The following is a 23,353-nucleotide window of genomic DNA, read 5'->3' as shown; positions in this document are numbered from 1 at the left end:
AAGGTAAATGTGTAATTATTATTTCCATATGACTTGTAATTAAGGTGTAAAATGAAAACGAATCTGCTGGATGGAATGGTGATCTTTGTTTACGTTGTGGACACAGGAAGTTTCACTCAGGCTGCTCAGAACACTGGCCATTCGACTTCTTACATCAGTAAAGAAATCTCTAAGTTAGAAGAGCGTCTTGGGGTTAGGTTGATGCATCGTACCACCCGTACCCTGAGTCTGACTCCTGAAGGCGAGCTGTATTATGAAAACTGTAAGCAGTTAGTCGAAAGCGCAGAAGATATAGAAAACGCATTAGGTGGCAAACAAAGTGAGCCCCAAGGGCATTTAAGAATCAGTTGCCCAGTTAGTTTGGGGGTGGTGGAATTGAGCCCGATGTTAGCCAAATTTATGGCTCAATACCCGAAAGTGACTTTTGAAGTAAACTTAAGCGATCGCAGAGTTGATCTTGTCGCTGAAGGGATTGATGTTGCGGTGCGTGCCGTACACAGAGCCGAGGATTCAAGTTTAATCAGTCGACGGATAAAAACCACAGGTTCTGTGACGGTAGCAGCGCCAAGTTACCTTCGAGCCCATGGAACACCAAAGTCTCCTATAGAGTTGTCCCAACACAAAGCTATTACTTATAGCTACCAAAAGAATCCTAATTTATGGGAGTACATTGACGCTGATGGAGAAGCCATCAAAGTCGAAGTCAATAGCGTTTTTTCTGCAAATAGCCCTGATATGGAAATGAGCATGTGCCTCGAAGGTGTTGGTATCACTCGCTTACCAGAAGAACATGCTCGGGATGCAGTTGCGACAGGCCGATTGGTTGAGCTGTTCAGCGATCTTCCCAAAAATAAAATCGACCTTTGCCTTGTCTATCCGAGCCGTAAGCATATGTCGGCGAAGGTTAGGACCTTTATTGATTTTATGGCAGAGCATTTCACTTAAATCTAGACAAATGAATGTAGGGAGGCCAAGCCTCCCTTGGTCATAGAGCTTTGTAAAGTTGAACTCTGTCGCCGCGGTTAGTTCCGCTTATATAGACTCCGGTGATCTGGCTGGCTTGTGTGGCCGTTGAAGGGCTCCAGTCCAGCGTAACACCATGAAATGCCTGAGCAGCACTGGCTGGTGTTCCAGTTTGAGTGAGCACATATCCTAAGCTGGTTGAGTTCCAGTGAGAGGTGGACGTTTTTTCCCATTCCTCAAGCAGCTCTTTGGTCACCAACTGCGAAGCAACCTTTAACTTCGGGCCTGAGATATTGGCGAATTGGAAGTAATCTACCCCACTCCGATTAACAGTGATGGCTTTGTCATTTTGGACAAACAGATTGGTTGTCTGACTCGCATCGAAACTGATTTGTTTGGTCACTTCTCGCTTAATATTGTCTAGCAGGTAGACGCTGGTGGCAGTAATGACTACAGTGAATTTACCGTTGGGAGACGAGTCCATCAGCTTGGCTTGGCCATCAAGGTTTATTGAGTCGAGTTGCTGAGTATTTGGGCTTTTATCTGTCCAAATAACTTTGTTCTCTGAGGCTAGCGCCATCACTATTTGTCCGCCTGCAGCGAAGCTAGCATTTAAAACATCGGTAACATTCAGCGCTAGCCTTTCCGTGAGAGTCTTAGTGTCAACAAGTTTAGGGGGAGACTGGCGGTTATCAGAAATAATCAGAATTTCATTATCATCTTTAGAGAAGATAATGGTTTTTTCGTCAGAGCGTAATGTGTAGGTGATGGGCTCCATATTGAGTGTAGTAGCGTCTAAGCGGCGCAACTGGTCTCCATCTGCATTCAGGCCATCGTCTAGTTTCGCTATGATAATTCCCTGCTGATAAAGAGCATGCATCCATTCAAAGTTGTCGTTGTAGCAAGAAGAAGCGGACAGTGGAATGGTGGGAGGTGTACTTGGTAGAGTCACGGGAAGATCGCTACCAGAAGCGCCTCCATAAGCATCAATTTTCAATTTTCTTGATGCAGTTTTGCTAGCGACGTTGGTATTAGGGTTGCCGGTCTTATCCTGAAGGCTAGTTAGGAAAATACCGTTACCACCAGTGGTGTTGCAGACAAAACTTTGGTTCCGAATTCCATTGGGCTCGTACAATTTATAGGATTGAACACTGTTAAGGGCTGGAATCACTTCTTTCAATGTGTTGGAGGTGTCTTGCTGATATCCAGGAAGTCTGTTGGCATTGCCGCCATAATGGTCATGGTCATGGTCATGGTCATGGTCATGGTCATGGTCATGGTCGTGATCATGATCGTCATAAGCAGTAATGCTGTGAGAACGAAAGGCACTTGATGCGCCGATAGCAACCGATTGTTTTGTGGCCGTATCCAGCTCTCGGACATTATCGCGTGCATCAACGTAGATTATTCTGCTATTGGCAGGGTTAAGGGCGATCGATTTCATAGCGGCCAAGCCAGCATCGCTTTGTGATCCATGAATTAACAGTGAACCATCAAAACTGACGTGACGTGATGTTTGAGTTGCCAGATTTATTGAGGAAAGATCAAGCGTCTTGTGTTCAATCATTGCATCAAGAGCTTGGGCAATATTCACCATTGGCGAACTGCTTGAACCCTGAATCTGAGCCTGTTTAAGTGATGCCATCAAGAGGTTTGTGGCTTGTTGAGGACCATGACTGACGTCCACCGATGTGAAGTCGACATCGACGTATTGGCCCAGTACGGTTTGTAAGTAAGCTTTTGATTTTTCAATATTACCACCGGTCACTGGATTGTATAGCATCTCACTGTGGAGCAAGGTTGTGAACGGAGAAATGATACTCAATTCTGCTGGAGAGGTTAGTATGGCGCCATTGGCATTGAGCATTCTTGAATAACCGCTTGTCAGCGCGACATGTTTTTCATAGTCACTACAACTGCCATCTAGGTCGGTATCTGCACATGAGGCGATATTTTGATAGCTGTAAGTGCTGGCAATAGCAGTGGATGATGAACTACCTGACTCTCCGCCACCACCGCATGCGGTTAGAGCTATAGCACTAGATACAGCAAGGGCTACGCTGCATATTGTTGTATTTTTAAGCATGTTTGACCAATAGTTTTGTTAATTAATATAAGACCTAGCATTTATCTCTATTATTTAATCATCATGTGAAATAAAAGATCAAATGATATTGATAATAAATATCATTTAAATTAATATCGCCGCCGGAATTTTGATTAGACCTACAAATTTAAGGAGTATCCAGCGGTGAAAATGCTGACCAAAAAGCTCAGTGTCGGGGCTATTTCCGTTGCACTTTTCGGTTGTGGCGGAGGAAATGAATCTGACCCAAAACTGACTTCAAATGAGACGCCTGCAACAGGCAACTCTGGCTCAGTATTATCTGGTGTGGTACTCGATGGTTATCTTTACAAAGCGAATGTTTGTCTGGATAAAAACAACAATGCGGTCTGTGATAGTGGAGATGGTACAACGGTTCAGACGGACAAGTCGGGTCAGTACACATTGCCTTTTGAAGGCAACGTCGAAAATTACAAGTTGCTGGTAGAAGCCATTGCCAATGTGACGGTTGACATGGATAACCCCAATCAAGCTGTCGCTAAAGGTTTCACTCTGGAAACGCTGTCATCACAACCTCATATTATTAGCCCGATGACATCAATGATTGCTAGCTTATCCTCCAGTTCTGGAGTGGCATTTGATGAGTCTGCTGAAAGCCTTGCTAGCGATCTAAGTGTTTCTGCCGATGTGCTTAAGTCTGATTATATCGCAGGCGACTCTCAGGCAAGCCGAGATATACACATGCTGGCGCGCGGGATTACTCGTGTGCTTCAGTCCGCACAGGAAAGCTCTATCAATGATGGTGTGAGTCAGGAAGCGGCAAGAAAAGGATCGATTCAAAGATTGGCGAATTTAGACGCCGCGCAACTAAAGCTTCGTACCGATCAGTTATCTCATGGCGCGAGCAATACGGAAGAAGCGTTAGCTCAGATCGGTTCTGATTACTATGAGCATCTTAAAATTAAGCCAGAAGACTTAGATGGCGACAAAATTCTAACCAGACCGAGAGCACCACGCGGCGGGGTCGTCAATGACGCTGCTGACACATTTGATTGGCAATTTGTTCCGGGTTTCACAGAGGTTAACGCTTACGAATTCTCGTTAGATAGAGGCCAAAGCTGGCAACCAGCAACGTCAAAGCCCATTAATGTTGGTGCTGCGGCAAGAAGTGTTGGTGATGTTCAGGTACGTATCATGGCAAAGCCAGCGAGATCTTTGGCATCAGGCATGGCACTTCTATCGACTAAAGCGTTCACGGCGACGCTTGTACCTGCCGCTCCGACATCTTTGACACTCAATGACGCTGATAATAACTTTGACTGGCAACATTCGGCAGATTTTCGGCTCGTCGCTCACTATGAGTACACACTGGATGGTGGTAAAAATTGGCACGATGTAGTGAGCAAACCACAAAACATCGCTGATATTGCGATTCCAGTCGGAGACTTAAAGCTCAGAGTTAAAGCTGACCAAAGTTCAGGTCGTCCTGCTGGGCTGGTGGTGAAATCAGAGACCGCGATGACGGTCACTCCTTATGCGCCCGTTGCTCCGGTTTTAATCTCTGCGAATGATGACTCAGATATCCTGGCTTGGGAAAACGTGTCTGGTTTCGGTAACGCCGCTGATTATGAAATCAATCTCGGCAGCGGATGGCAAGATGCGTCAGCGAACCCTTACCAAATTGGCAATGTAAACATTCCAGCCAACACCATTCAACTGAGAGTGAAAGCGAACCCGATTGATGGCCGCCCGGCTGGTAAAAGTCTGGTGGTGAGCAGCGCGTTTAACAAAGTGTTGAACAAGCCTGTTGCACCGACGCTTCCAGTCATCAACGATGCTGACAACCTTCTGAACTGGACGAACGTTGACGGTTACCCGAACGCGGAGCAATACGAATACTCACTTGATAGTGGAATCAGCTATCGCCCTGTAACATCAAAACCTCAGGCTATTCCTGATGAAGCATTCAAAGTGGGACAGGTCTGTGTTCGTATCAAAGCATCAGACGATGATGCTGTCGGTGAAAACTTGTGTTCAGACAAGGTATTCACTGTCACTCCAAGTACGCCAAGTGCGCCGACGAATGGGCTGGTTAATGATGCGTTAAATACGTTTACTTGGGATTGGGTCGATGGTTTTAACTCGGATAGTGATTATGAGTATCGCGTCGACGGTGCAGCTTGGGCAACCGTTCAGAGCAAACCTCTTCAACTTGCAGACAAAGTTTATGCCGTTGGTAGTTTAGAGGTCCGTGTTAAGTATGATCCCGTCACAGGGCGCCTTGCTAGTCCTGTTTTGTCAAACACCAAGGCTCTGACAAAGCAACCGGATGCGCCAGCAGCGCCAACAGGTGTGGTAGTGGATGACGCCGCTGATACCTTGGACTGGACCTTTGTCACTGGCTTTACCTCATTGTCCGACTATGAGTGGTCAATGAATCAGGGAACTGATTGGGCTCCAGTGCTAGAAAAACCTGTAGCAGTGGGAGATGTCGCCAAAAGTATCGGTCAGGTTCAAGTACGCGTTCGTGCTAATGGTGAAAACGGCATGCCAGCGGGCGCACGAGCCAGTAATGATACTGTATTCACAGAGCTGCCAAAATTACCAGCGCCTACAAATGGGGTTGTTTTGGAGTATAAAGGGCAACACTCCAACTCAATTGATTGGGCGTATATTTCGACGTCTGTGGGTGGAAACAAAGTGGATTTTGATAAGCCAGAATACTATGAGTTTACTACCGATCAGGGCTTAATTTGGCAGACCGTGACAAGCAAGCCTCAGTTTGTAGGGCCTCAAGCGTACGTCAAAGAAAACGTAGGGTTGCGGCTAAAGCCCAACGCGATATCTGGGTTAAATACCGTTGCAAGTGAAATTTTATGGTCCACAGAGATGTCAGGGGATTTTGCAGCGCTTCAATTTGTACCAATGATCAACTATTCGCAAGCAACGAGTTTTGCTTCAAATAGCGGTTGGAATACATCCCATAAGAGTTGTATCGCTGAGTATGATACTGAAGGGAAAGGTTCTCCGATATTTTGGGCGCCCAAGTTCGATGTATCAAATGCAGTCGACGTTTTACCGAAGGTCAAAGAACAAAATGATTGTGAAATTGTAGCGTGGAAGCTTCCCGATTTAGGGGAAGCGCTTACCCTGTCATCTAGAAGTGAAGATACTCTCCCAGAGTATGCTAGAAATAATTTGATATCAGATAGGTATGAAAATATTTGGGCGAATAAGCAAGGTTCAGCTGTTACCGTTTCCAACGGAATTGAAGTTGATGCCTCGGCATTTTGGAGATACGCAATTTCTAAGTGGGAGCCAAAACCAAACGATCAATTACTAGCGACAATTGAGGCTGAAGTTACGGTGATAGAAGGCCTTATTAGTAACCAAGTGGATGAGATTAACAAAACGAATTTGTTTTTCATTGATTGGCTAAAAAGTAGTGAACAAGAGATAAAAAGTCATGCGGTACTTGGTGATGAAGCTTTAGCTGAGCAGGTGCGACTGACAAATGTGTTGTCAGTTTATCAAGCTGAACAGGCTAAGATCGCAGAGAGCTTAGCGCTACTAACTCAACATGTTTACTTTTCGAACTACAAAGCGGATTCAACAAACCGCAAGGTTGTTGAAAGGTTCGCAGATTACCACACGAAGCACAAAGTGTTATCAGCGAACAATAAGGTGTTACTTGCCACAATTAACATTGCAAAAAGTGCTGTCAGTTTAAATACATTAAAGGCCAATTCTTCTTTGCTGACAACGAGTAAGGATAATCTGGATTCGGTTACCCTAGGTAGTGAGATTCATCAAGCAACATTAGATTTCTATGAAAAGCTCTCTGCTTTTGAAGTCGCAATTCAAGCGAATAATTCAGCCCTTATTGTACTAGAGCAAAGTGTTTTAGGCCTAACCGGTGAGTATGACTCAGTAAATAGGATTCTGAGTGCACTTAAAGCTGAGATTAGTTCCATTGAATCTAAACATGATGTTGATTCGCTGTATCAAGATGCTAAGGGTGGTCTTAACCGTGCTCATGATTCTGGCTACCGAGTGAATGTGGCTGATGCAATGATTGATGGACGCTTTGCAAAGATTGATATCTTAGGCCGTTATTTACCTGCAGAAGTAAACTCACTAAAAGTTTGGAGGTGTGTTGAAGATGTGTCTTCTGGACATAAAAAAAGGGTTTGGATGCTTCTGACTGATGGTTTACCTAATGGATCTGATGACACCTATTATTTTCCTGATGGTACTGGTGTTGCTAGCGTGATGGGAGTTAATGGGACGTTAGCGAGAGCCAATAGCGAAAACGTTTGTGGTCATAGTGATTGGTCTGTGCCTCACATTACTCAATTGAAGAGCTTAGCTACGCACAAGCGCGATGGAATAAAAGGTGATGGATATACAATTAACACCGAAGTGTTCCCTAATCACAAGGCTATGCTACCGGAATATGACCGCACCAATTATTACGGTGGTATCCAATTTTCTTATTGGACAAATTGGGCATATAGCTCAGCTTACCAGTACGGTTTCTCATATTCTAATCACCACTATAGTTCCACATCCAAGATGCTCTCTGCAAACGCTGAAAACGGTGAACGTAGCGTAACGTTAGTTCGGTTAGTTCGTGAAAACGCCGTCTCATGGCAGTTCTTATCTGCGGAAGGTTTGTCTATCTCTGAAAGAAATAACGCGAGATGTGCTAAAAACGTGGCAACTGGCGAAGTTTGGCAACTTTTCCAAGATACTGATGTAAGTAATCGCTATAAGCTCTTGGCTTCCGCTGAAGAAGAACTAAGAACACTTAATTCCCAATCTTTTTGCGGAGAATCGAATTGGCGACTACCAAATGCGTATGAGCTATTGAGTTTGAATCCAATCGACCAAACTGTGTTTGCCAACGTTTTCCCTAATGATACCAGTGGCCACAAAAAGGAAGAATACGTCACTAACGGCATGCAAGGTAACGTTCTTGAATCTGTAGATTTGTTGCAAAGCAAAATTATCAATACCCAGATATATGGTTCGGGTGGGCATCATTACCTATACCGATTTATCTCAAAATAATAATAACTTTCAGCCCTTTTATTGGGGCTGAACCTTCTCTTTTTCAGGAGTCTATTCATGTTAAATAAAAATAAGCAACGTGGCGCAGCTGCGATTGAATACGCGATTTTGGCAGCGGCAATGTCTGTTGTTCTTCTTTCATTTGTTGGGGGCAGTGATGGCAAGTTGACCAAAGCCATTGTTGGTGCCTACGAGACAGTGATCGAATCACTGGAGCAAACTCAGGATTCTGGTAACTAAACCGACAAGGCTGAAGGAATAATCATGACGGCTAAGCGATTGATGATGTTGTCTATCTTATTGTCTAGCATAGGCATAGGATTGTTGCTGCTTGGGCAAGATAACTCAGAACATCAGACGAAAGAGCAACCTGAACAAGTGTTCCAGCGAGTGCTGGTTTCGGGTCAGGATATCGGTGTCGGCGATGTCTACACGCCCAATATGTTTCGTTGGCAATCTCTGAGTGAGGAGCAGCTTTCTGATTACGTTGACTACGTGACGGAAGATGAGATCACTTCCATTAACCTAGCGAGTGGTATTGCACATATTGCAATTAAACAAGGGCAAGTTATTGCTGCGGCTGACTTGATACCACCACAGGGTGGGGCTTCACTGGCCTTGAAAGTCAGAGCTGGGTATAGAGCGGTATCGGTGCCTGTTGATCAGGTAACTGCCAATTCTGGCTTTGTTCAACCGGGTGATAAGGTCGATATTTTACTGCTGGGTTCTAAGGTCAGCGAGTTGAAGAAGTACGATAATGTGGTTGAAGGCCTTTACGTCAGCACTATTGCAACCAATGTTCGTATTCTTGCTTTCAATAATCTTTCTTCATCCGAAGGGTTTCAGGAAAAGCGTCACGACTACGGGGCGAAAATACCGGATAACAGCTCTGTATCACTTGAAGTGACGCCAGAGCAGGCAACACAAATTGTGCTTGCTAACCAGTTAGGCCGCTTGACTCTTTCATTGCGTGGTTCGGGTGAAACAGACTTTTCATTACCGCAAAGCCATACCATCACAACGACTCAGCTGAATCCGGAAAGCAAATTGATTGCTCCGGACGTAGACCTGATTCAGTTACGACCAAACAGCGACAAAAACTAACAACTTCAGGACGAAACAATGAACACATTACTGCGCTGGTGGAGCTTGTTGCTGCTTCCCGGTTGGCTTTTTGCGCTTCCAACATGGGCAAATGCCCTCGAAGTGAACATAAATGAAGCAAAAATGATTCGCCTGTCAGAAAAGGCAAAGTCGATTTTTATTTCCAATACACACATCGCGGACTACCAACCTATGACCAATACCAAAATCATGGTGTTTGGTATGCAGGCTGGCACTGCCACGATGACTGTTCTTAATGAGCAGGAACGAGTGATTTACAGCAACAAAATTCGTGTAGTCCACGATACACAAGAGCTGGATGAACTAATCAAAGCTCAGTTCCCTGATGCTTCTGTGAATTCTGAGTCACTCGGTGGCAAGTTGTGGCTTAAAGGGTCTGTACCGACTCCGGCAATGGCGCACAGTATCGTTAATGTGGCGAAAGGGTATTTGTCTCCGATCGTCGCTCCGCAAGAGAGCAATAACAATGACTCTTCAAAAAGCAGTAATTCATCGGAGAGTAACTCTGAAAACCAGCAAAACTCGAATGGTGACGAGCTGATTAACCAGTTGGTGGTGACGATGCCAACGCAAGTCAACATCCGTATTCGAATTGCAGAAGTCTCGCGCAATGTATCGAATAAACTCGGCATTAAGTGGGGCTCTCTGGTCACCAATGGCAGCACCGTTGAGAATACGGTCGGTAGCTTTCTTTACAATAAACCTTGGGATGTAAGCAGTTGGGGCAAACCTAACCTAAGTGCGCTGGTTGATGCGCTGGCATCTACTGGTGATATGTCGATTCTGGCAGAGCCAAACCTGACCGCAATGTCGGGTGAAGAAGCCAACTTCCTAGTTGGTGGCGAAGTGCCAATTCCTCTGATTCAAGGAGACACTGCGACGGTTGAGTACAAACCATTTGGTGTCAATCTGAACTTCAAACCTGTGGTGCTTGGCCCAGATAGAATCAGCTTAAAGGTTGAGCCTGAGGTCAGCAGTGTCTCTGTTGATAATCAAGCGGTTTTAAATGGCAATGTGCTGCCTTCCTTTACGTCACGTAGAGCGTCAACAACGATTGAATTGGCTAGCGGACAGAGCTTTGCACTTGGCGGTTTACTGCAAAGTAGTGAAATTGAGCAGCTGCAAAAACTGCCGGGTATGGGAGATATCCCAATTCTAGGTGGCCTTTTCCGTTCTAACGAGTATCAACGCCGTGAAACAGAACTAATCATTATCGCGACCGCTTACCTTGTCGAGCCAACACGAAGCGATAACTTGCCGATTCCTACCGATGCTCTGATTCCACAAAGCGATCTGGAGAGACTACTGGCGCTGCCTGACGAGGATTTCGTCGGAACCAGTGGCAAAGCAACTTACACCGACAACCGCAAGCCTCGTTTACTGGGCGACAACGGATTTTACTACTGAGGTGCGCATGAAATTACAATCGTTACTTTTGCCTGTTTTGCTCGTCCTGAGTGGCTGTGCTTCTGATCAAATAGCACGTCAACCTGCCATAGATGTGGTCTCCGTAACCAATAAGCTTACTCTTGCGGTCGAAAAGAAATCGCTCACTCCGCAGCAGCAACAGGATATCCGATCCTTCATCGTTCAGCGTGGAAACCCCTATAGCCTAAGAGTGAAATTGGTGAGCTATTCACCTAAAGGACAGTCTCAGATTAAGCCTATTTCAAACCTATTGCTCGGACAGGGACTCGCCAAGCACCAGATCATGATGGAACGCGCGACCGGAACTCAATCTGGTGATGTGCAGGTCATCGTTGAGTCGTTTCGTGCCAAAGTGCCTGGATGTGGCACTGATAAATCACAGCCGGTCATCTTCAACCAATATAAAACGCATCAGGCATACGGGTGCAGTAATGCTGCGGCTTTAGCGCAAATGGTCGCTAACCCGAAGGATTTGGTTGTGGGTGAAAAGCTCGGTCCAACGAATGGGGCAAAAGCCGTTGCAGCCATTGATGCTTATGTTGCTCCAGCAAGCACCAATGAAAATAGTCAGGACAACGGCTCGGTGATTTCGATTAGTACGGGGGGTAACTAATGATGAAAAATCAGAACCTTTCAGTATTGGTGGCAAGCTCTCCGGCGCTGGACAGCTACCATCTAAGCCTTGCATTTGCAGAGCAAGGGATCACTCAGCTTACTCAGGTTTCTCTAGAGCGTGAGCAGATCATCAAGCAGGCACTGATCAATAACCACAGCGTCATTGCGCTAGATGTGATTGGTTTGTCAATTGAAGATGCTCAAAGTCTTGTGAGTAATCTAGTTCATCGTACAGGCTGCAAGGTCATCGCAATTGGTGATGATGAGAAGATCGCTTACTACCGCAGTTTGCTATCGGCTGGAGCTCTCGAATATTTGGTGAATCCTATTGCACCGGATGCGTTAGCGTCTCTCGATTTTGGTCACCATCATAATGGAAACCAAAGTGGGAAACGTATCTCTGTGGTAGGTACTAAAGGTGGCGTTGGCACTTCCACTGTCGTTGCGAATCTCGCACGAATGATGAACAGCCGTGGCGAGTCGACAGCAGTGGCTGACCTTGATTTTGCCTCAGGGGATCTGGATTTACACTTCGATGTTCAAGGCAATACCGCTTTGGTTGAAATGTTGCAGTACCCAGAGCGCCTTGAGCCAGTAGTCTTTGAACGAAGTGGCATTGCGGTTCAGCCAGACTTAACCTTGTTCACGGGCTATTTACCTCTGGATACGGACCCGTTTTGGCCTGACAAAAACGCGTTAGAGCATTTCAGTAAATACTGCCTGGAGCACGCTGATAACCTTATCTTCGATATTCCCTCGTTCTCTCTGAGAGATCAGGTTGGTATGAGCGTGCTAAAAAGTGCAGATGTGCGCGTTATCGTCGTTGAACCAACTTTGTCGTCAATTCGCAATGCTGGGCAAATCTTTAGCTTCCTTTCTGCTGGGGCAGAAGCTGGCCTCGCTAAGGAAAACCTTTTAGTCGTCAATCACACAAAATCGAACAAAGCCTCCTTGATTGCATTGAATGACGTTCACCGTGCACTGGGTGTTGATATTGATGTTTCAGTGCCTTTTGCACCGAATCACTTCTTAGCTAAAGAGTCGTTGGGGCAGTCTGCCATCAAAGGGAATCGCAAGGTCAGCCAAGCGTTTTCTGACCTAGCGGATAAAGTTGAAGGCACACAGCAATCACGCTCATTCAGATTCTGGAAGCGAGGGGCGTAATGTTTAAGTCGACAAGAGCGAAAGAGCCACTAGCGATAAATCACTCACACAGTGCCGTAGCCGCGCAATCGGATCCTATTCGTGAACATTATCACCTGATCCACTCTCAGGTGGTGAATGCGATTGAAGCCAGCGTTGTCATCAAGCTGAGCCCTCAGGAATTAGAATCGAGGATTTTACTGCTGGTGACGGACGTGGTTGCGACTCATCAGCTACCGCTGGGCAATCGTGAAGTCGCGCTAGTGGTCAAACAGCTGGTGGATGAGCTATTGGGTTTGGGGCCGCTGCAACCATTGATCGATGATCCTATGGTGAGTGACATCATGGTTAATGGACCCAATGAGGTTTACATCGAGAAGTTGGGTAAATTGCAAAAGACGTCGGTCGAGTTTCGCAGTGAAGAGCAGTTGCTCAACTTAGCCCGTCGAATCGTGAGCAAAGTAGGCCGCCGAATTGATGAAAGCTCACCACTGGTTGATGCGCGTTTAGAAGATGGCAGCAGGGTTAATGTCATGATCCCTCCGCTTGCATTGGATGGCACGTGTATTTCAATTCGCAAATTCAATCAGGAAAAACTGTCTCTCAATCAGATGGCGCAAAATGGCGCCATGTCAGACAGCATGGTGCGCTTACTGGATATCATTGTTCGTTGTCGGTTGAACGTTTTGATTGCGGGTGGAACAGGCGCAGGTAAAACGACGCTGCTTAACGCGATGTCATTCAGTATTTCGCCTCATGAACGGATTATCACCATTGAAGATGCCGCAGAACTTCAGCTTCAACAGCCGCACGTGGTTCGAGCTGAAACCAGACCTGCAAACGCAGAAGGGCTAGCTGCTGTCAGTCAGCGAGAGCTGGTTAAGAACGCATTAAGGATGCGCCCTGATCGCATAATCCTTGGAGAGGTGCGTGGTGACGAAGCCTTTGAAATGATGCAGGCCATGAACACTGGCCACGAAGGTTCTTTGTCGACCTTACACGCGAACTCTTCGCTAGATGCATTGGTTCGAATTGAAAACATGCTGATGATGGCGCAATCCACCTTGCCATTGTTTGCATTGCGTCGACAAGTGGCTGATACGATTGATGTGGTGGTTCAAGTAGAGAGAATGCGTGATGGTAAGCGTCGTGTCGTCGCTATCACAGAGGTTATCGGCTTGGAAGGTGAGCAATATGTCACCAACGATCTCTACCGCTTTGAGGTTCAGGGCGAAGATCATCAGGGTCAACTGCTGGGCAAGTACATGAGTGTCAGAAGTTTGCCTGCTTTTGCATCCAAAGCGCAATATTACCAACTTGACAGCCAATTACGTTCAGCCATGGAGCTCGACTTATGATCCTTGCTCTGGTCGTGATTTGGTGCCTGACCGTAGCGTTTTCCCTTCATTACTACAGCCAGCGTCGTAATGTGAAGCGACGCTTGTCGAAGTACATCCCTGAGGCGGGTACGAGTCATTTGAGCTCGATTGTTAAATCGCGCCAGTCTGGCGGGAGAGTGCGCGAGTTCTTGTATCGTACTGACGCCTTGTTGCCACGTCAGGACAAGCTATTGCTTGCTTTGTCAGCATTCGCTTTGCCGCTTGGCACGATATTCTGGCTGCAAGCGCTGGCATGGTATTGGCAAACCGCTGTTGTTTTAGTGTGTTTTGGTGTCTTGTTCTGCACGCTGTTTGTTGTGCGTCGTAAAAAGCAAATTGAAGAGTTTGATACCAATATCGTTCAGGTGTTGGGGCTTGTTAGTCGTGCGGTGTCCGCCGGCCTTTCTGTTCCTCAAGCCATCGAACAAGTGGCGAATTCTCAAACAGGGTTATTGGGGCGGGAATTTGCGCTTATTACAGACAATTTGGCGTTAGGTATTTCGCTGCGTCAAACACTTGATGAAGCCTGTACTCGCCTCCCTTACCGTACTTTTCGTTATTTTTCCGTCGCTCTGATTCTTAATCAGAGTAACGGTGGCCAGTTGAGGGAGATCCTCCACAATCTGAGCCGCACCATGCATGACAATCGAGCCATGCTCAAGAAAGTAAAAAGTATGACCGCGGAACCGAGAATGACGGCAAAATTTCTCTCATTGCTGCCTTTGTTGCTGGTGGCCGTTGTTGCGTGGATTGATGTGTCGTTGTTCGAGTTACTGGTCTACACCGAAAGTGGTCAGTCGATTCTGATTTACTGTGCAGCCAGCATTGCTTTTGGCGGTTTCACGCTCCATTCGCTGACTAAAAATAGGAAGTTCTCATGATATCTATGATTGCGACCTTGCTGATTGTGGTGGGCGTCATTAGCTCCGTGGTTTGCTTTCAGCTTGCACGTCAGCAGGATGTTATCCATCGTCGCTTGAAACAGGTGAGTATTTCTACACTTCACACTCGCTCACTAGGCGAAAAATGGCGATGGAAGTCGAACCCTGCTCGTCAAAAACAATTGGCATTACTTGGCTTTAGCCAAAATCATGCAGAAACCCAGTTTGTGTTGATTCGCTTTGTCTTGATGCTTTGCGGCGCTAGCTTGTGGCATTTTGGTCGCTCTTTAGGCTGGTCGGCGGCGGATATTGCTCAAGATATAGCGGTGGCAATCGCTTGTGGTATTGCGGTTGATCGACTGCTCGAATGGCGTGTTAACCAGATTCGTCAGGAAATCTCCAAAGTGGCACCCGATGCACTCGATCTGATGGTGGTCTGCGTCGCTTCTGGACTGACACTGGAAAACACTTTCCGTGTTGTTGGTGAAGAAATGACGTCAGTTTCTCCGGCCTTAGCCCGAGAATGGGCACTGACTGCAACGGAAATGTCAGTGCTGGATTCTCCGCAGCAAGCTTTGCTCAATCTGGATCAGAGATTGGAATTGCCAGATATCAACAACATGGTTGTGACCATGTCTCAAGCGCTTCAGTTTGGTACGCCTCTCTCGCAGGCACTGAGCCTGATTGCGTCTGATAGTCGTCAATACCAGTTGCTCGATCTCGAAGAATGGGTAGGAAAAATTCCAGCCAAAATGTCTTTCCCACTTGTGGTGTTCATCATGCTTCCAGTGGTGGTCATGATTGTCGCCCCTGTTGTTCTCAGCCTGTTTAATACCTTGGACACATTATGATTAAACCATTTCTCTCAGCCTGCTTTTGTCTATTGGTTTTTGGTTGTCAGTCTACAGACAGTCAGGTTGAGCAATCCGATTTTCAACTGGCGGAAACCGCACTGACAAACGGTCATGCGGATAATGCGCTTAGCATCTATAAGCAGAAACTGGAGATGACTCCAGATGATCCCCAGCTTTTGTTTCTGGCGGGCAGTGCCAGTAATCAAGCCGCTCGTTACGATGAAGCGCTGCATTATCTCAAAAAGGGCAGTGCACTTAAGCCCTCCCCACAGTTTGATCGTGAATTAGGTCGCGCACACTTAGCATTAGGAAATGTTCGTTTAGCGACGGAATCACTGCGCAGAGCGGTGGAAGGAAACGAGAAAGACGAAGTGGCGCTAAACAGTCTTGGTGTGAGCTATTCATTGCAAAAAAGCTATGAGGCTGCTCGTGACGCATTTCAGCAGGCGATTAACATCAGACCGGACAGCTTAGAGTACCGAAACAACCTCGCGTTGAGCTGGATGCTAGATGGTCAGCCAGCTCAAAGTATTCGGATTCTTTACCCAATTTACCAACGCGGTGAAGCGACAACTAAGTTGCGGCTTAACTTGGCGTTATCTTATGCATTGCAAGGTGAGGTCGATGCTGCACGAACGATCGCGATGGGCGATCTGACCAAAGCGGAGTTAGAGAACAACTTAGCGTATTACCAGCATCTTGCTGAGCTGGGAGCTAGCGCATGGTGATGAAGCGTCATTCTGGGAGCCAGACGATAGAGTTTGCAATGGTAATTGTTCCCCTGATGATTGTGCTACTGGCGGCATTTGAATTTGCTCGCCTGATGTGGGTCACCATGATCTTTGAATCTGCCGTCAATGCTGCGGTTAGGGATGTAAGAACGCTGCCACCTTCCACGACTTTAGACGGTCAAATCCGCGATCGCATCGCCTCGTTTCCATTGCTCGATCTAGAGAGGATCGACATTGACCCCCCACGTTATAGCGATAGCGTTCAATCTTTAGCTTTGGGGAGAACGACCACTTCTCTAACTGCGGTGATGGCCGAGTACCACATTCGATACCGTTTTACCTTTTTGTTGGTGCCAGCCCTGTCCGAAACGTTTCCTTCAGCGGCGTCTTTAAGTCGAACCGTATTGGTGAGTCATGATGCGTAGTGTTTCAAAGCAAAATGGCGCAACCGTGATCGAGTTTCCGTTTGTTGTGCTCGGAATTCTGACCATCGTTTTGGGGCTGTTCGCAGTGTACAAGCTGCTCTACCTTCAAAGTCGTGTCGATAGTACGGCGTATTCGATGGCGAGCGCTGCTGCAAGAGCGTTAGTGCCACAAGGTAGCGCTAAAGCCTATGAAGATGCGAGTGCGAATCAACTGTTGAGTGTCGCACAGCGTTCTTTACCCACAGGTTTTGAAGCAGAGCGTATTGGGCTTGTGCTTGAAATTCGAACCGTGACCGCTGGCCGCACAGAGCTCATCACCCAAAAAGCAGGCAGTGACTGTGAGGTAGAACAAACGATAGATGCTCTGTCTACACTCGCTCCAGTTAGCCGAAGCTCGATTGCCTCGTTACGTGGTAAGACTGCGAGCCTGTATCAGGTAACGCTATGTATCTCCGAGCCGTTGGAGTCGGATAGTGCCATTTTCAATTGGCTGCCATTACCGCTTCCAACATCTATGCGCAGCCAAGCTGCCATGATAGGGAGGCGCTACAGTGCTTAAGCAACATACAGGCTCTGTCTCCTTATCCTTCTTAGCGCTGCTGATTCCTTTGGTGGTGCTATCTGCTGCGACCATCATGATTGGCTTTCAGGTACAACTGAGCAGCCGTGCGATGCAAGCCGTGGACGCGGCTTCTTTGGCGTGTGCATTTGCCGATTACTCCGATCCTAGCGTTAATCAGGCGTATTTGGAGTATTACCAGCCCAACGTAAAACTGGTGAAAAGCGAGATATACAGTGCTTCAGGCTGTGAGCTGAACATGGGGTATCAGCTGACAGGGCTATTCTCATCATTGAAATTTGCACAGGCTTCGTATTCAGCACAATCAGGCTCAGTAGAGCAAGCGCACGTCAATCAATCGGCCAGTGTGACCCCAACGGAAATGACTTTAGTGTTGGATATTTCCAGTTCCATGACAGGGTCAATCGATACATTAAAGAGCATCCTTACTCGAGCAATAGAGCGCATAGAGCAAGACAATGTACAAATCGATGGAAGGCGAGCAATCAGTATCTCTATCGTGCCTTTTTCTGATGGGGTATCTGCCCGCAATGCCGATTGGTTAGATGACAAAGGCGTCTTTTGTATCGATGGGCTAACCAAAGAATCTGGCGGCTCTGTATTGGTGAATGAAACCGTTCAAAACCTAGACCGAATCCACTCCGAGAAGGCGGTTAGTCATCGTGCACCGGACGAGTTTCTCGCAGACTGCAGTGCCTCAGCCACCCTTGTCCCGCTTACCGACAATATGAGCGAAGTGAAAACAGCAATTAATGCCCTGACTACGACAGGTGGCACCCGCTCGTATCAAGGGGTTATCTGGGGGGCTCGTCAACTGATTCCAAGGTGGCGCCAAGAATGGGGATATAACCCTTATTCGCTCGCACCTAAGCAAAAGCTGATTCTGATGACTGATGGAGTTGATAGTGGTTATGTACTGGATGACCTGATTGACGCTGGCCTTTGTGACCGTTTAGCCAATGAATTTTCTATTGAGCTCAATTTTATTGGTTTCAATGTCCAAGACAGCCGCCTAGCTCAGTTTCAGAGCTGCATCAACGCCGCAAATACAGACGGAATTAAGGGGCAGGTTTTCTCTGCAACCAACACCGAGAAACTCGATGAGTACTTTTCAAAGATATTAGAAGTTCAGTATGACACCACGCTTAACTTCGGACAGAAATAAAACAACAAAATTATGGAGAAAATAATGATTAAACAATTGGTTGTGCTACTCGCTTTATGCGCTTCTTTCTCAGCATCTGCGTTTAAAGAAGGAGACACAATTACAGATTCAGCGTCAACGGGGCTCAAGCTGGATCAAAGCCAGTTAACGATAGTGGATTTCTTTGCGGAGTGGTGTGTTTCATGTCGCCATGAACTGCCTTTGGTTAATCAGCTCTACCGTGAACTAGAAGGGACAGGCGTGACGGTTGTCGGTGTGGATGTCGATGAAGAGGTCGAAGTTGGCCTTGAGTTTCAAAAATCGTTAGGTTTGACCTTTCCTGTCGTCAACGATCCAAAGCAACAGTTGATCGCCGAGTTCAAGCCGATTGGCATGCCAGCGCTCTATTACATCTATCAGGGCCAAGTACTCAAAGTTCGGTTTGGCGCCATCAACGATATCCGTAACGTTATTCTCACTGATCTGGCTGATATGGGAGTGCAGCTATGAAGCCAGTCGTTCTTGTATTTGCTCTCTGCTTTCCGGCGCTGAGCGTTGCTGCACCTAAAGTGGATTTAAGTCAGTTAGGGAAAAAACCTTCCCAAGCTACGGAAACATCTGTCAGTGGTTCCAGCATTGAAGAAGAGGTGATTTCTGGTCAGGTCTACACCAGTGGCAGTTCTGAAATTGGTGCGCGTCGCAACGTTGAATTAGTCAAACCTCAGGCTAAGGATTTAACGCTGAATAAGCCAAAAGCCGTCGCAAATGAAAAGTCAGCACTCGCTTTTGTCGACGAAGCATTGGGTATTGAACCCGTTAAGCCGTGGGAAAAAGGTACGCTGGCTAAGAAAGAGATGAAACCCGGAGGGCCGGTGCCTGAGTTCGACTTATTTTCTGAGAAAGTCTTCTCATACAAGCAAGGTTCAGTGGGTGGCAGTGGCGTCGGTGGCGGCGGCTGTGGTTGTAACTAAATACTAAAAATAAATCAGAATGAAAAAACTACCTTTAACGCTGCTGAGCGCAGCGGCAGTGGCGAATAGTACGCTGGCAGAAGACCATATCTCTGTTCACTATCTAAATTACGAAGAGTACGACGATAAAGTGGAAGCAGGCGACAGCGTTGTTTCTATCGAAAAGAGTTTTGGTCTTGATTGGACCATCAATCTTGAATTGGGCTACGACACGGTTTCTGGTGCGTCACCGTCTTGGGGGCCAACCACTCCAATTGGCAGTGCAGCGGATGCGGTCAACCGTGCGACGAAAACTCAACAAGCTCAAAATATGACGGATCAGGTGATCCGCGCTGGCTACGATCCCCACAGCAGTGGCTACAAAATTCAGAAATATGAGCTGGAAGATACCCGTAAATCGATCAATGGCAGCGCGACTTACCGAGACGAGCTGCGTAACGAGTGGACTTTCGGCGCTAACTTTTCCAAAGAAGAGGATTACCGCAGTATTGGCTTAAATGGTAAAGGGCTAATTTACGCCGACGCACAGAAAAACCGCTCATACAGTTTAGGGTTTTCTACCCTGTTTGATGAAACGATGACGTTTGGCAAATATCAAACTTCGACCAATCCACAATCTTGGGAAGACATCTTTACAGGGAATGTTGAGGCTGGGCTTTCACAAACCTTCTCGCCAAATTACTACATGGTCTTCACCGGCTATGCGGGTTATCGTTCTGGCTATCTTAGCAATCACTATTTGACGGTGTTGCGTGAGGTGGATATTGATGGCGATGGTTCGATCGGTACTGACGAAGTCTTTCTTGGTCAGGACTCACGCCCGGATACTCGTTTGTCAGGTGGCGTGAATATTCAGGCGTTCTGGTCAATGTCCGAGAATCTAGTGGTTCGTCCTCGTTACAAATGGTTCCAGGATGATTGGGGAGTAGCTTCTCATCAGCTTGGTGGCAAACTTTCTTGGACGGTCAACAGCTGGCTAACGTTAGCTCCGGGTTACTTCTGGTACACCCAAAGTGCTGCTGATTTCTACCGTGACCCTAATGGCAGCGATCCTACTTTTGCTTCATCGGGTTATGCGACCTCTGATTTACGTCTTGGTGATTTTACGGCCAATGCCTATGAATTAGGTGCAAGCTTTAAAGTACACAAGAAACTGCGCTTCAATCTGCTTGGCGCTTATTACGAGCAGTCCAATGGTTTTGAAGCTCAGTGGTGGGCAGTAGGGGCAACCTATGAGTTTTAATCCGCCGTTTGTTCACCGATTTCAGGCGATGACGGTTCCTTGCGAAGTTCAGCTGTATCACTCAGAGAAAGCCGCAGATATCGCGGCTTTAATTGAGTCTAATACTCTGAGATTAGAGCAGAAATTTAACTTTTATGATTCTCACTCTTGGCTCAATCAGCAAGTGAATCAACGTCAGTCATCATCTGTGGCTTTGGATGATGAAAGCTACGCTGTATTTGAAGTGTTGAAGCGTTTGGTTGACGGTACGAAAGGTGTTTTTGACCCAACGGTCGGTACTGTGAAGTCAATGATGGCCAGCACGCCTCAATTGGACAGAAATGCGGCTTATGAAGGTGCTAAAGCGTTTATGGGCGTTGATGCTTGGTCTCTATCAGATAAAACGCTCTCTATCCCTCACGCAGAGACTCAATTTGACTTGGGTGGAGTGATTAAAGAGTTTGCGGTCGATCAGGCGGTGATGATCGCAGAGACATTTGGTGTTTCTTCTGCGCTGGTGAATTTTGGTGGAGACATTCGAGTGCTTGGCACTAAGCCAGATGGTTCACCTTTCAATGTGGCGGTGCTTAATCCGAAGAATAAGCATGAGCCATTTTTCTCATTGCCACTGGCTGATGCCGCTTTGACGACATCCGCTCATTACGAGCGAAGTTTCCAATTTGGCGATGAGGAAAGCTCACACATATTGTCGCAACGTGGAACACATCCCCAAGTGCTCTCTGTCAGCGTCTTAGCTCCAACGACACTGGAAGCCGGCGCCCTCAGTACGGCATTGACATTAGAGCCGACTTTACCAGTTCCTGAACAAGTCGGCGTTGTATTTATCGACGATCAATTAGCTATTCATCAAGATACGGAGTTTGTAGCGTGATCAGAATTTTCATCCTGCCATTATTACTGCTTATCTCTGCCTTTACGTCCGCGCAGGAGCCTGACTTTTTGCCCGTGGAAGAGGCATTTCCTTATCAGTGGTCGGTCAGTGAACAAGGTGTGCAGATCCATTTCGCGACTCAGCCTGAATATTATCTCTATAAAGGCCGATTTAAGTTTTCAGCAGATAGCGGCGTTGAGTTGACTGACCCTCAATTTTCTTCACCGGGCAAACAGAAACAAGACAAGTACTTTGGCGAAGTCGTCGTTTTCGATAAGCCAGTAACCGTGCTGGTGCCTTATGGTGGCGAAGGTCAACTAAAGGTTCGTTATCAAGGTTGCTCAGAAAAAGGTCTGTGCTACTTACCTCAGACGATCAAACTCGATTTGCCCGCCAATACACTGAATGACGGCAGCCCCTCCATTTGGGATAAAGTTGGCGGCTTGGCAGAAGACACGGCGGGCCTGTCTGAGCTCTTAGGCAGTGCGTCCAAAACTCAGGCTCTCCTCATCTTTTTCCTACTTGGGTTAGGGCTGTCACTGACACCTTGTGTGTTGCCCATGGTGCCTATTTTGTCGAGCATCATTGGTGGTGACGCAAAAATGACAGGCCGAAAAGGTCTAGTTTTGTCGACTTCCTATGTATTGGGTATGGCTTCCAGTTATGCGCTAACGGGGATCTTAGTCACGACACTGGCTAAAGGTGTGAACCTGCAAGCGGCGATGCAGCAACCTTGGTTGCTATCGATATTTGCGGTGGTGTTTGTCCTGCTTGCTTTAGCGATGTTTGGCTTTTACGAGCTGCAATTGCCCGCTTCCATTCAACAGAAACTTAATGCAAGCTCAGACAAACTAGGCGGCGGCAAAATGGCAAGCGTGTTTGTGATGGGCGCTGTGTCTGCGTTGGTGGTGTCACCTTGTGTGAGTGCGCCATTGGCTGGGGCGTTACTCTATGTTTCCACCACGCAAGATTGGGTCTTGGGTGGCGTAACCCTGTTTGTGATGGCATTAGGTATGGGTGTGCCACTGATTCTGATTGGCATGAGTGGCGGTAAATTACTCCCCAAAAGCGGCCCTTGGATGATTGCTGTGAAGCAAATGTTCGGTGTGTTGCTGCTGGCGGTCGCGATTGTGTTGTTGAGCCGTTTTATTCCAGATTGGTTGACGATGCTCTTGTGGGCGATACTTGCCATTGGAAGCGGTATTCATTTTGGCGCGCTGGATTCAGCGCAACCAGGTTGGGCGAGGACCCGTAAACTGGCCGCATTTATGTCTCTGTTCTATGGTTTGATTATATTTGTCGGCATGTTGACAGGATCAAACGATCCTCTTAAACCACTTAATGTTGCGCAGGTTTCATCAGACAAACTATCCACAGTTTTACCATTTGATAAAGTCAGCTCTGTTGAAGTCTTGGATCAACAATTAGTACTCGCGAAGCAGCAAGGTAAGCCAGTAATGATTGACCTTTATGCCGACTGGTGTGTCTCGTGTAAGGTCATTGAGAAAGAAGTGTTTGGTCATGAATCTGTACAAAAGCACTTTGCTGACTGGAATACGATCAAGTTTGATGTCACAGAGAGTACCCCTGAGCAGATGGCGTGGCTGGCAGAGCGTAATGTGTTTGGCCCCCCGGTGGTATTTTTCTTCGATACCAAAGGAGCGGAAATTGCTCAGCAGAGAATTGTCGGAGCCACAGGGCTTGAGCATTTTCAATCTGTGATGACCCAATTGCAGTAATTAACAGAAGGCGGCATTTATGTCGCCTTTATCTTATGCACGTTAGGAGTGTGCTAGCCAAGACATTGGTGTCGAATCTGGCTACTATACTTATGAGCAAAGAATAACCAATCAGGCAATGAT

20 protein-coding genes are annotated in these 23,353 nt (G+C 46.9%); 19 read left to right on the top strand and 1 reads right to left on the bottom strand.

What is annotated here, in order from left to right; translation table 11 throughout:
• The first annotated feature begins 51 nt into the window (after positions 1-51).
• On the top strand, positions 52-945 hold the full coding sequence (locus L1D15_RS05755) for a LysR family transcriptional regulator (RefSeq protein ID WP_239874964.1): 894 nt from the start codon (positions 52-54) through the stop codon (positions 943-945).
• Positions 946-985: 40 nt separating this feature from the next.
• Here L1D15_RS05755 and L1D15_RS05750 read toward each other — a convergent pair whose 3' ends face one another.
• Positions 986-3,049, bottom strand: coding sequence for a hypothetical protein (locus tag L1D15_RS05750; protein ID WP_239874963.1), 2,064 nt, complete (start codon positions 3,047-3,049; stop codon positions 986-988).
• 171 nt (positions 3,050-3,220) lie between these two features.
• Between L1D15_RS05750 and L1D15_RS05745 the strand changes: the two genes are divergently transcribed.
• The 18 genes from L1D15_RS05745 to dsbD are packed head-to-tail and all read left to right on the top strand — an operon-like array spanning position 3,221 to position 23,230.
• Positions 3,221-8,101 (top strand): DUF1566 domain-containing protein, encoded by a 4,881-nt coding sequence (locus tag L1D15_RS05745; protein WP_239875128.1) that lies wholly within the window; start codon positions 3,221-3,223, stop codon positions 8,099-8,101.
• Between the two features lie 57 nt (positions 8,102-8,158).
• Positions 8,159-8,341 (top strand): Flp family type IVb pilin, encoded by a 183-nt coding sequence (locus tag L1D15_RS05740; protein WP_006961609.1) that lies wholly within the window; start codon positions 8,159-8,161, stop codon positions 8,339-8,341.
• A gap of 24 nt (positions 8,342-8,365) precedes the next feature.
• Complete coding sequence (cpaB, locus tag L1D15_RS05735; protein ID WP_239863594.1) at positions 8,366-9,205, top strand: Flp pilus assembly protein CpaB; 840 nt, start codon at positions 8,366-8,368, stop codon at positions 9,203-9,205.
• Positions 9,206-9,223: 18 nt separating this feature from the next.
• Positions 9,224-10,633, top strand: coding sequence for a type II and III secretion system protein family protein (locus L1D15_RS05730; protein ID WP_239874962.1), 1,410 nt, complete (start codon positions 9,224-9,226; stop codon positions 10,631-10,633).
• A 7-nt stretch (positions 10,634-10,640) separates the two neighbouring features.
• Complete coding sequence (locus L1D15_RS05725; RefSeq protein WP_045986495.1) at positions 10,641-11,267, top strand: CpaD family pilus assembly lipoprotein; 627 nt, start codon at positions 10,641-10,643, stop codon at positions 11,265-11,267.
• On the top strand, positions 11,267-12,433 hold the full coding sequence (locus tag L1D15_RS05720) for a P-loop NTPase (RefSeq protein ID WP_239874961.1): 1,167 nt from the start codon (positions 11,267-11,269) through the stop codon (positions 12,431-12,433). The genes L1D15_RS05725 and L1D15_RS05720 overlap by 1 nt, the downstream gene beginning before the upstream one ends.
• Complete coding sequence (locus L1D15_RS05715) at positions 12,433-13,770, top strand: CpaF family protein (protein ID WP_239874960.1); 1,338 nt, start codon at positions 12,433-12,435, stop codon at positions 13,768-13,770. Before L1D15_RS05720 ends, L1D15_RS05715 begins: the two co-directional genes overlap by 1 nt.
• A complete protein-coding gene (locus L1D15_RS05710; protein ID WP_239863602.1) occupies positions 13,767-14,672 on the top strand; it encodes a type II secretion system F family protein in 906 nt (301 codons plus the stop codon). The genes L1D15_RS05715 and L1D15_RS05710 overlap by 4 nt, the downstream gene beginning before the upstream one ends.
• The gene (locus tag L1D15_RS05705; RefSeq protein ID WP_045986499.1) at positions 14,669-15,523 is read left to right on the top strand and encodes a type II secretion system F family protein; all 855 of its coding nucleotides are present in this window, start codon (positions 14,669-14,671) and stop codon (positions 15,521-15,523) included. Before L1D15_RS05710 ends, L1D15_RS05705 begins: the two co-directional genes overlap by 4 nt.
• The gene (locus L1D15_RS05700) at positions 15,520-16,254 is read left to right on the top strand and encodes a tetratricopeptide repeat protein (RefSeq protein WP_045986500.1); all 735 of its coding nucleotides are present in this window, start codon (positions 15,520-15,522) and stop codon (positions 16,252-16,254) included. Before L1D15_RS05705 ends, L1D15_RS05700 begins: the two co-directional genes overlap by 4 nt.
• Positions 16,248-16,682 (top strand): TadE/TadG family type IV pilus assembly protein, encoded by a 435-nt coding sequence (locus tag L1D15_RS05695; protein WP_198561847.1) that lies wholly within the window; start codon positions 16,248-16,250, stop codon positions 16,680-16,682. Before L1D15_RS05700 ends, L1D15_RS05695 begins: the two co-directional genes overlap by 7 nt.
• Positions 16,672-17,241, top strand: a complete 570-nt coding sequence (gene tadF, locus L1D15_RS05690; RefSeq protein WP_239874959.1) for a tight adherence pilus pseudopilin TadF — start codon at positions 16,672-16,674, stop codon at positions 17,239-17,241. The genes L1D15_RS05695 and tadF overlap by 11 nt, the downstream gene beginning before the upstream one ends.
• Positions 17,234-18,427, top strand: a complete 1,194-nt coding sequence (locus L1D15_RS05685) for a Tad domain-containing protein (protein ID WP_239874958.1) — start codon at positions 17,234-17,236, stop codon at positions 18,425-18,427. Before tadF ends, L1D15_RS05685 begins: the two co-directional genes overlap by 8 nt.
• 24 nt (positions 18,428-18,451) lie before the next feature.
• Positions 18,452-18,916 (top strand): TlpA disulfide reductase family protein, encoded by a 465-nt coding sequence (locus tag L1D15_RS05680; protein ID WP_040121981.1) that lies wholly within the window; start codon positions 18,452-18,454, stop codon positions 18,914-18,916.
• Positions 18,913-19,377 (top strand): DUF4266 domain-containing protein, encoded by a 465-nt coding sequence (locus L1D15_RS05675; RefSeq protein WP_019274265.1) that lies wholly within the window; start codon positions 18,913-18,915, stop codon positions 19,375-19,377. The genes L1D15_RS05680 and L1D15_RS05675 overlap by 4 nt, the downstream gene beginning before the upstream one ends.
• A 19-nt stretch (positions 19,378-19,396) precedes the next feature.
• Entirely contained in the window at positions 19,397-20,620 is a 1,224-nt protein-coding gene (locus L1D15_RS05670; RefSeq protein WP_239874957.1) for a DUF3570 domain-containing protein, read from the top strand.
• Positions 20,610-21,491: an FAD:protein FMN transferase gene (locus L1D15_RS05665; protein ID WP_239874956.1), complete on the top strand. Its 882-nt coding sequence runs from the start codon at positions 20,610-20,612 to the stop codon at positions 21,489-21,491. Before L1D15_RS05670 ends, L1D15_RS05665 begins: the two co-directional genes overlap by 11 nt.
• Positions 21,491-23,230, top strand: a complete 1,740-nt coding sequence (dsbD, locus tag L1D15_RS05660) for a protein-disulfide reductase DsbD (RefSeq protein ID WP_239875127.1) — start codon at positions 21,491-21,493, stop codon at positions 23,228-23,230. The genes L1D15_RS05665 and dsbD overlap by 1 nt, the downstream gene beginning before the upstream one ends.
• Positions 23,231-23,353 lie beyond the last annotated feature (123 nt).

This window comes from Vibrio sp. Isolate25 (assembly GCF_022398025.1).
In the GTDB taxonomy this organism is placed as follows: Bacteria; Pseudomonadota; Gammaproteobacteria; order Enterobacterales; family Vibrionaceae; genus Vibrio; species Vibrio coralliilyticus_A.
Note: the sequence above shows the minus strand (reverse complement) of the source record. Positions and strands in the feature narration are given on the sequence as shown.